This window comes from Kosakonia sp. SMBL-WEM22, from assembly GCF_014490785.1.
Lineage (GTDB): Bacteria > Pseudomonadota > Gammaproteobacteria > Enterobacterales > Enterobacteriaceae > Kosakonia.
The window spans coordinates 3,183,497-3,192,933 of the sequence record NZ_CP051488.1 but is presented as its reverse complement, the minus strand read 5'-3'; the positions used below and the strand labels follow the sequence as shown (position 1 = coordinate 3,192,933).

Sequence of the window (9,437 nt, the reverse complement as noted above, 5' to 3'; positions counted from 1 at the left end):
TATAGGTATCTCTTTAAATCGAATGGCGAAGTAATAGTAGTGTAGTCACCCTGAAGCGCAGAAAAATGGAGGAAAAATGAAACACTGTCTGGAAACGTAGCCACGACAGATAATTTGCGATAGGGAGATTTTGTAGCAGAAAGCGTGCCGGGTGAAGCCACCCGGCAGATAATCAACGGAAGACGACCTGCGCCCAGCGGGCCAGCCCGGCGGTCACCGAGCCAAAGTCATCGCCACCGGCAATAGTGATGCCGGGCAGCGTTTCCGCCAGCGCTTTTTTGATAATCGGTGAGCGGGCGCTGCCGCCGGTTAAGTAGATCACATCCGGCGTCTCATTACTGGTTGCCAGCGCCAGCTGAACCTGCTCAATAATGCGCTGCAGCGGCTGGTTAAGGGCATTTTCCAGCCCCTGCTGATCGATGGCAGTGGCGAGGCTGTCGCTGATAAACGGCAGTGAAGCGGTCACCTGCTGCGTATCGGAGAGGGCGATTTTGCTCTCTTCCGCGCTGCGCACCAGCCGGTAGCCAAGGCGCTGCTTCCATACTTTCACCAGCAGGGCGACCTTCTCGGCGTCGCGCGCATCGCGCAGCAGATCGTTTAACAGGCGGCCGTTTGCCGTGCTGTAGAACTCTGTCTGTGCCGGAACATCGTTGATTGCCACCGCGTTCCACCACGGCAGGATCGGCAGCGCAATGCCTTTTTCCGTCTGTCCGCCCATGCCGAGCAGCGGCATCAGGTTTTTGAACGCCAGCGCGATGTCGAGATCGTTCCCGCCAACGCGGCAGCCGCTATGGCCGAGCAGGCTGGCGCTGCGATCCGCTTTCTCGCGCCACTGCGGCCCCATCAGGATCAGCGAGCAGTCGGTGGTACCGCCGCCAATGTCGACCACCAGCACACGCTTCTCTTCAGTGAGTGTCGCTTCAAAATCAAGCCCTGCGGCGACCGGTTCGAACTGGAACACCACCTCTTCGAAGCCTGCGCGCGTTGCAGCGCGTTCAAGAATACCCTGCGCCTGAGCGTTAGCCTCATCGCCGCCGAGCCCCTGGAAGTTAATGGGGCGACCAATTACGGCCTGGCGAATCGTCTCCGGCAACTGGCTCTCTGCCTGCTTGCGAATATGCAGCATCATGGCGCAGACCAGATCTTCAAACAGCGCGATCTGCTGCGGCTTCAGGCCGCTGGCACCGAGAAATGACTTCGGTGATTTAACGAAGTAGACCTCTTCCGGATCGCTCACATACTGGCGCAGCGAAGCAAGGCCGAACTGAACGCTGGCGGGATTAATTTCAATATCCTCTTCGCGGTTGAAGCTCACCGCCCGGCGCAGCAGCGCCTGGGTTTCACTCCCCGTGGCCGGGACTTGATGGTGGCGATAAAGCCACTCGCTCACCGCTTCGCGCGTCGGCGCGCAGAGCATTGATGGCAGTAAGGTACTGTTATTTTCCATGGTCAGCAGCTGTGGCACATTATCGCGCATCACCGCTACCGAGCAGTTTGCCGTACCGTAATCAAAACCAATAAACACTGTGCAATCCCCATGCCTGTGAAGAAGGGGGGCGACTTTAGCCGAATGCATGCGGGGCGACAACCGGAATATGAAAGCAAGGCGAAAATTCCCTGAGTTGTTATGCTTTTAGCAATATCAGCGGAGAGATTTTATGTACACACTGCACTGGCAGCCGCCTTATGACTGGGCGTGGATGTTAAGATTTTTAGGCGCGCGCGCCGTCGCGGGCATAGAAGAGGTGAGCGAGACACGTTATGTGCGCTCCTACGCTTTTGGTGACCATCGCGGAATTATCACCGCTGAACCGGATGAGAAAAGCGCGACGCTGAAGGTCACCTTAAGTGAGGGGCTTGAGCCGATTGCCGAACACTGTTTGCAGCGTCTGGAGAGGTTATTTGATCTCGCCTGCGAGCCGAAGCGTATCAATACGCTGTTGGGCGAGCTTGCAGCCGCGCGCCCCGGTCTGCGGCTGCCCGGCTCAGTCGATCCCTTTGAGCAGGCGGTGCGCGCGGTGCTCGGGCAACTGGTGAGCGTGGCGATGGCGGCAAAGCTGACGGCGAAAGTCGCACACCGTTATGGTGAGGTGATGGATGAAGCACCGGGTTTTATTACGTTTCCCACCGCGCAACAGATTGCCGCCGCTGATGCACAGGTGCTGAAGAGCCTCGGGATGCCGCTAAAACGCGCCGAGGCATTGATTACCCTTGCCAGGGCTGCCTGTGACGGCACCTTTCCGCTACAGACGCCGGATGATGTGGAGCAGGGGGTAAAAACGCTGCTGAACTATCCGGGGATTGGGCGCTGGACGGCGAACTACTTTGCGCTGCGCGGCTGGCAGGCGAAAGATATCTTCTTGCCGGACGATTACGCCATTAAGCAGCGTTTTGCCGGCATGACGCCTGCGCAGACGCGCCGATATGCCGAGCGCTGGCAGCCGTTTCGCTCGTATGCGCTGCTGCATATCTGGTTTACGCAGGACTGGTCGCCCGAGCCGTAATGTAATGCCCGATGGCGCTGCGCTTATCGGGCCTACGGGAAGTGTGACGCTATCCGGCAGTTAGTTGATGGCGAAATAGCTGGTATTGAGCATCAAATCCAGCGGATGTGCCTGGGAGATAGTATCGCCATAGATCAGATCAATACCGATACCGGAGAGGGTGTCCATGATCATTGGCTGATGCGTTGGTCCGGCGATGCTCTTCAGCCCAAGGCGCTGAGCATGTCCCTGAATGATGGTCACCATCATCTCATCCATCAAATTGCCATGGACATTGGAGACCATCTCCGGCTCCAGCAGCAGATAATCAGCCATATGCGGCGTAATACGCTCGAACACCTCCAGATCGTGTCCGACACGGCTGAGGATAATGCGACAACCCGCCTGCCGCAGGCGTCTGAGGTTCTCAATCCGGTTATGGCCCTCCCGGACCAGCGCATCTGCCGGGATCACCAGATGCAGCAGACGTCCCGGCATCGGACCGCTCTCCAGCATCAATAACAGCTCATCCACCAGGTTGCTGCTTGCCAACCCATGTACTGAGAGGGGCAGAGCGACGCCCAACCCTTTGGCGGTGATAGCCGCAGCATGCTTATGGAAAAACTCATGGAAGACGCGTTGGTCGAGGGCGCGAATCAGCTCCGGCTCGTGGAGGCTGGCGCGAAACGCATGCTCCTCCATCACTTCTCCTTCACTGGTCCATAAACGCAGGGAGAGTAGCCAGAAGTTGCACGCCTCTGGCACACGCGGCGAGGCGACGCCGCGCGCAATCATCAGCAGATGGTTCTCTTTAATGATGCGCCACTGCTCCTCCAGCGACATCATTGAGCGCTCCTGCTGCATCAGGTCCTGCTTCGGTTCATAGACCGTCACACGGCCACGTCCACTGTGTTTCGAGGCGTAGCAGGCGATATCGGCCTGCGACATCACCTCGGAAGCCTGATGGTTGTACTCATCAATAATCGTGATCCCGGCACTGGCACCGATACGGTGCTCGCGGCCTTCCCAGCTAAAGTGATAGTCATTGATAGCTTCAATCATACGACCGGCGATATAACGCGCGCTTTCAACATTACACTCCGGCAGCAGCAACCCAAATTCGTCGCCGCCGAGGCGGGCAAGAATGTCCGTTGAGCGCAGCAGGCTGAGCATCAGTGTTGAGATTTCCCGTAGTAGCGTATCGCCGGCAGCATGCCCGGCAGTATCGTTGACCGCTTTGAAGCGGTCGAGATCGATAAACACCAGCGCATGACGTTGATGGAACTCCTGCACCGTTGAAAGCAGGCGTTTAAGATGCGCCTCGAAGCTGACGCGGTTCGCCAGGTGTGTGAGGGCATCGTGCGAGGCGCTGTAGCTCAGCTGGCGCAGCATTTTGCGCGACTCGGTCACATCCTGAATCACCAGCACCGAGCCGATATTCTGCCCGTCGAGGGTGCTGAGCGGGGTAATGGTGTAGTGAATGTCGAAGCTACCGCCCGCGCGGCAGTGCAGCACTACGTCCTGTTCAATATCTGTGCGCGACATATCCCCACTGTGAATATTTTCCAGTACCGGGCCGCTATCGCCAAAAGTGATGTGTAGCACCTTCAGCAGAGGCTGACCGATGGCGCTCTCCTGCGACCAGCCGCTCATCTTCTCGGCAACCGGATTCATAAAGGTCACTTTCATTGCGACATCGGTGCAGAGCACCGCTTCGCCGATGGAGTCGAGGGTGATGTGCAGCCGCTCCTTCTCCTGGTACAGCGCCTCGTTAAGCTGCTTTACCTCCGTCATATCCATACTGACGCCGAGCAGCCGTTCGACCTCGCCCTGCTTATTAAGCACGCGGTTCGCCAGCGAGCGAATATGGCGGATGCCATCTTTTACGGCAATACGAAACTCGAGCTTGAACGCGATTCGCGACGCCAGCGCATCACGGATCACCCGCTCGGTTTCTGGCCTGTCTTCCGGCACAATGCGTTCGTACCACAACTGCCAGGTCGGTTTGAGATGGGCTGGCACTTCATACATCTCAAACATCCGTTTATCCCAGCTGATGATGTCCGGCTCCAGCTCCCACTCCCAGATGCCGATACCGCCCGCTTCGTTGGCAAGGGTAATGCGCTCCATCAGCCGTTTGTTAACCCATTCGGTCTGTTTCAGATCGTTGATATCTTCAACCTGGGCAATAAAGTAGAGCGGCGAGCCATTGGCGTGACGCACCACCGAGACTGCCAGCAGCCCCCATACCAGGTCGCCGTTACGCGTGTAGTAACGTTTCTCCATCGAGTAGCTGGGAATATCACCGCGCACCAGCTGCGCCAGCTGCGCCATATCGCGGGCGAGATCTTCCGGCCAGGTGAGCTGCTGGAAGGTCATCAGACGCAGCTCCTCCTGGCTGTAGCCGAGAAACTGGCACAGCGCTTTGTTAGCCTGCAGCCACTGCCCCTCGGTACCGACCAGCGCCATGCCGATGGCCGAATACTCCATGGCGTTACGAAAACGCGCCTCGCTCTCGATGATGTGCTTGCGCTCGGTGCGAAAGGCGTACATCACCATCGTCATGACATGCACTGGCAGAAGGATCATCAAAAATGGCAGCCAGGGTGCGTTCATCATCACACTGCTTTTCGATGAGGTGACGACGCCGGGATCGATGGCAAGCACCAGCGAGGCGACCATCACTGTTGCGAGATAAACTAAGAAAGCTTCCATGCGCGGCAGGCGCACTGCGCTCCACATTAGCAGCACAATCACGGCGGTAAAGGGCCACGGCAGATAGTGCAGCGCCAGCCAGCTCAGCAGCAGCGTCAGAGTTAGGGTGACCAGCGTTTCCAGCAGAAGTTTCGGGTTGCGATGGCGCAGCAGGTAGTGTGGTTTGAAGAGCAGGCCGAGCGGCACCAGCGCCAGCGCGCCGATCGCCTCAGAAACTACCCAGATAATAAAGGTGCGTAGCAGGTTTTCCGTCGGCACCAGCAGGCAGATAAGTACCCCGCCAATCAGCGGCGGTATAAGTACGCTGCCAATGGCGAGGCGTATCCAGTCAGCGAGATTTTTTAGCGGATTGTAAGAGGGCAGCAGCTTGCGCAGCAGGATCGCGCCTGCGACGGCTTCAATAATATTGACCAGGGTATAGCGCAAATCGACAAACGACGGCGAAAAGAGTGCGACGGTGGCAGCAACGTTGCCCAGTGCGCAGGCGAGGGCAATACCTGGCCACATTTTGCCGGCATGGCGATAAAACGCCACGGTCATAATTGCTGTGGGAAACCAGAGCGGCGCAATGATGGTGCCAAATCGAATCAGCTCAAGGGAGAAGAGCGTGAAGAGAAACGACAGCAGCCCAAGACTTAACAGCCTCAGCACAGGATGTGGTGTGGTAACCAAAACGTGTTGGTAGTGTTTTTTCATTACCGCTTTATCCGCAACCCTGTGCCGTCCGACACGGCGGCCGACGAATGAAATGAGAATTTCGGATTATGCTAGTACAAACAATTTACAATTCCTATGGCGCGCGCTCATAAATTGACATCATAGAGTTATTAATTACTTAGTGAGTGCCTAAAATGCGTCCGGTGCGTCATTTTTACCCACCTTGCTGAGAAAAATAGCGCGCAGTTTGGCGAAAAATGCCGCCATTTTTGCTTATCGTCCTGACCAGCGCTTTCGACTGGTATCGCGGCGGTGAAATCCCTATAATTGCCGCGTTTGACGCCCAGGCGTCTTCCTTCCTTTACATCCAGGTTAATCAGGTCCCTAAATTTATGACTGATCAGTCACATCAGTGCGTCATCATCGGCATCGCCGGCGCATCTGCTTCAGGTAAAAGTCTTATTGCCAGTACGCTTTACCGCGAGTTACGCGAGCAGGTGGGTGATGAACACATTGGCGTTATTCCCGAAGACAGCTACTACAAAGATCAAAGCCATCTGTCGATGGAAGAGCGTGTTAAAACCAACTATGACCATCCTAGCGCGATGGATCACAGTCTGTTATTCCAGCATCTTCAGTCGCTTAAGCGCGGCGAATCCATTGAGTTACCGGTGTACAGCTATGTTGAACATACCCGCACCGCAGAAACCATTCGTATCGAAGCCAAAAAAGTCATCATCCTGGAAGGGATCCTGCTGCTGACCGACTCACGCCTGCGCGATGAGATGAACTTCTCGATTTTTGTCGATACGCCGCTCGATATCTGCCTTATGCGCCGTATAAAACGCGACGTCAATGAACGTGGTCGTTCGATGGATTCGGTGATGGCACAGTATCAGAAAACCGTGCGTCCGATGTTCCTGCAATTTATTGAACCCTCTAAGCAGTATGCCGATATCATCGTGCCGCGCGGCGGCAAGAACCGTATCGCTATCGACATTCTGAAAGCCAAAATCAGCCAATTTTTTGAATAATACATGTTAGGCTGTCAAACTCAGTGTTAACTACCCGTCCCCTGAGGCTTTTTCAGGGGCGTGTCGCACCAAAGGAGAATGTGCCATGCGTCTTTGTGACCGCGATATCGAAGCCTGGATGAATGAGGGCCGACTCGCAATAAACCCGCGTCCGCCGGTAGAACGAATTAATGGCGCGACGGTGGATGTCCGTCTGGGCAACAAATTCCGCACATTCAGTGGTCACACCGCCGCATTTATCGATTTGAGCGGGCCGAAGCAGGAAGTGACTGCTGCCCTCGATCGGGTGATGAGTGATGAGATTGTCCTCGCCGACGGCGAAGCCTTTTTCCTCCATCCGGGTGAGCTGGCCTTGGCGGTGACCTATGAGTCCGTCACTCTGCCGGCAGACCTCGTCGGTTGGCTTGATGGCCGCTCGTCGCTTGCGCGATTAGGGCTGATGGTGCACGTGACCGCGCACCGTATCGATCCCGGCTGGTCTGGTTGTATCGTGCTGGAGTTCTATAATTCAGGCAAACTGCCGCTGGCTCTGCGCCCCGGCATGCTGATCGGCGCGCTGAGCTTCGAACCGCTCTCCGGCCCGGCCGAGCGCCCCTACAACCGCCGCGAAGATGCGAAGTATCGCGATCAGCAGGGTGCGGTTGCCAGCCGTATCGATAAAGACTGAGCAAGTTATCTCTGCAGAGGACGCCATGAGAAGAGTGTTAACCACGCTGATGATTCTGTTGGTCGTGCTGATTGCCGGCCTGTCAGCGTTGGTGTTGCTGGTCAACCCCAACGATTTCCGTGCTTATATGGTGCGTCAGGTTGAGGCCCGCAGTGGTTATCAGTTACAGCTTGATGGCCCATTGCGCTGGCACGTCTGGCCGCAGCTCAGCATTCTCTCAGGGCGTATGAGCTTAACCGCGCCGGGCGCGCAGACGCCGGTGGTGAAAGCGGACAATATGCGCCTCGACGTCAATCTCCTGCCTCTGCTTTCCCACCAGCTGCATGTTAAGCAGGTAATGTTAAAAGGCGCGGTGATCCAGCTCACGCCCGAAACTCAGGCCAAAGTGGATAAAGATGCGCCGGTCGCGCCGCGTGAAAATACGCTGCCGCAGGCGGAAGAGGATCGCGGCTGGTCGTGGGATATCAGCAGTTTACAGATAGCGGACAGCGTGCTGGTGTTACAGCATGAGGATGATGAGCAGGTAACGGTACGCGATATCCGGCTGCAGATGGAGCAGGATGACAGGCACCAGGCGGCGCTGGAGTTTTCCGGGCGCATCAACCGCAATCAACGTGATTTAACCCTGGCGCTACGCGCTAATGTCGATGCCCACGACTATCCGCATAACCTCTCTGCGGTGGTGAATAACGTCAAGTGGCAGCTGCGCGGCGGCGATATACCGTCTCAGGGGATTGAAGGCGAAGGTGAGCTGCAGGCGCAGTGGCAGGGCGAACAGCAACGGCTGGCGCTGAACGCGTTGAAGCTGCGCGCCAATGACAGCGTCCTGACCGGCAATGGCAGCGTGACCTTCGGTACTTTACCTGTCTGGGCGCTGGATCTGCAGTTTGATAATCTCAATCTCGATAACCTGTTGCCCTCGCAGAATAGCGCGGCGGGTAACAGTGCGCCGAATCAACAGGGCGTCGCGCAAAGCCGCCCGCCGCGTCCGGTAATTGCTAACAGCGCCGATGTGCCGCATTTCAATGGCCTGCGCGATTTCACCGCCCAGGTGGGGATCACTGCAAAAGCGGTGCGCTGGCGTGGGATGCAGTTTGCTGATGTCAGCGGGCAGTTCAATAACAATGCAGGCCTGCTAGCCATTCCAACTCTGCAGGGCAAGATGGGCGCCGGGCAGATCTCTCTACCGGGGCAGTTGGATGTGCGCCGCGATGCATCGCGTGCGGTGTTCCAGCCGCGTCTCGAAAATGTCGAGATAGGGGACATTCTTAAAGCCTTTAATTACCCCATCGCGCTTACCGGCCGCCTCTCGATGGCAGGTGATTTTTCCGGCCCGAGCATTGATGCCGACGAGTTTCGTCGCCTTTGGCAAGGCGAGGCGCACGTTGAGCTGAAAAATAGCCGCATGGAAGGGCTCAACTTCCAGCAGCTGGTGCAGCAGGCGGTGGCGCGCAGTACCGATGTGCAGACGCAGGAAAAATATGACACGGCGACGCGGCTCGACAGCTTTAGCAGCGATCTGGCGCTGAAAGCGGGACAGATGACGCTGAGCAATATGCAGGGCAGCTCGCCGCTGATTACCCTTACCGGTGAAGGCAAAATGGATCTGGTCAAGGAGCAGGCTGATACCCGCTTTAACATCCAGGTTTTGAGTGGGTGGCAAGGAGAGAGCGAGCTGATCGACTTCCTGAAAACGACGCCGATCCCGCTGCGTGTTTATGGGTCATGGCAGGCGCTGAATTACACTTTGCAGGTTGATCAGCTGCTGCGTAAGCATCTGCAGGATGAGGCCAAACGTCGCCTGAGCGACTGGGCCGATCGCAATAAGGATAAGCAGAGCAGCAAAGATGTGAAGAAGCTGCTTGAGAAGATGTAAGTAGG

General features: G+C 56.6%; 6 protein-coding genes. 4 read left to right on the top strand and 2 right to left on the bottom strand.

Going from position 1 to position 9,437, the window contains the following annotated elements; all coding sequences use genetic code 11:
• Positions 1-172 precede the first annotated feature (172 nt).
• Complete coding sequence (gene yegD / locus HF650_RS15390; protein ID WP_187799377.1) at positions 173-1,525, bottom strand: molecular chaperone; 1,353 nt, start codon at positions 1,523-1,525, stop codon at positions 173-175.
• Positions 1,526-1,658: 133 nt separating this feature from the next.
• Between yegD and alkA the strand changes: the two genes are divergently transcribed.
• On the top strand, positions 1,659-2,504 hold the full coding sequence (gene alkA, locus HF650_RS15385; protein WP_187799376.1) for a DNA-3-methyladenine glycosylase 2: 846 nt from the start codon (positions 1,659-1,661) through the stop codon (positions 2,502-2,504).
• A 60-nt stretch (positions 2,505-2,564) separates the two neighbouring features.
• On the opposite strand, the gene HF650_RS15380 is transcribed toward alkA, so the two are convergent.
• Positions 2,565-5,894 carry a diguanylate cyclase gene (locus HF650_RS15380; protein ID WP_187799375.1) on the bottom strand — a complete coding sequence of 1,110 codons (3,330 nt, stop codon included), beginning with the start codon at positions 5,892-5,894 and terminating at the stop codon, positions 2,565-2,567.
• A 353-nt stretch (positions 5,895-6,247) separates the two neighbouring features.
• Between HF650_RS15380 and udk the strand changes: the two genes are divergently transcribed.
• From udk to asmA, 3 genes are all read left to right on the top strand, one after another.
• A complete protein-coding gene (udk, locus tag HF650_RS15375) occupies positions 6,248-6,889 on the top strand; it encodes a uridine kinase (RefSeq protein WP_023479149.1) in 642 nt (213 codons plus the stop codon).
• 85 nt (positions 6,890-6,974) lie between these two features.
• A complete protein-coding gene (dcd, locus tag HF650_RS15370; RefSeq protein ID WP_023479188.1) occupies positions 6,975-7,556 on the top strand; it encodes a dCTP deaminase in 582 nt (193 codons plus the stop codon).
• Positions 7,557-7,581: 25 nt separating this feature from the next.
• On the top strand, positions 7,582-9,432 hold the full coding sequence (gene asmA, locus HF650_RS15365; RefSeq protein WP_187799374.1) for an outer membrane assembly protein AsmA: 1,851 nt from the start codon (positions 7,582-7,584) through the stop codon (positions 9,430-9,432).
• Positions 9,433-9,437: the final 5 nt, after the last annotated feature.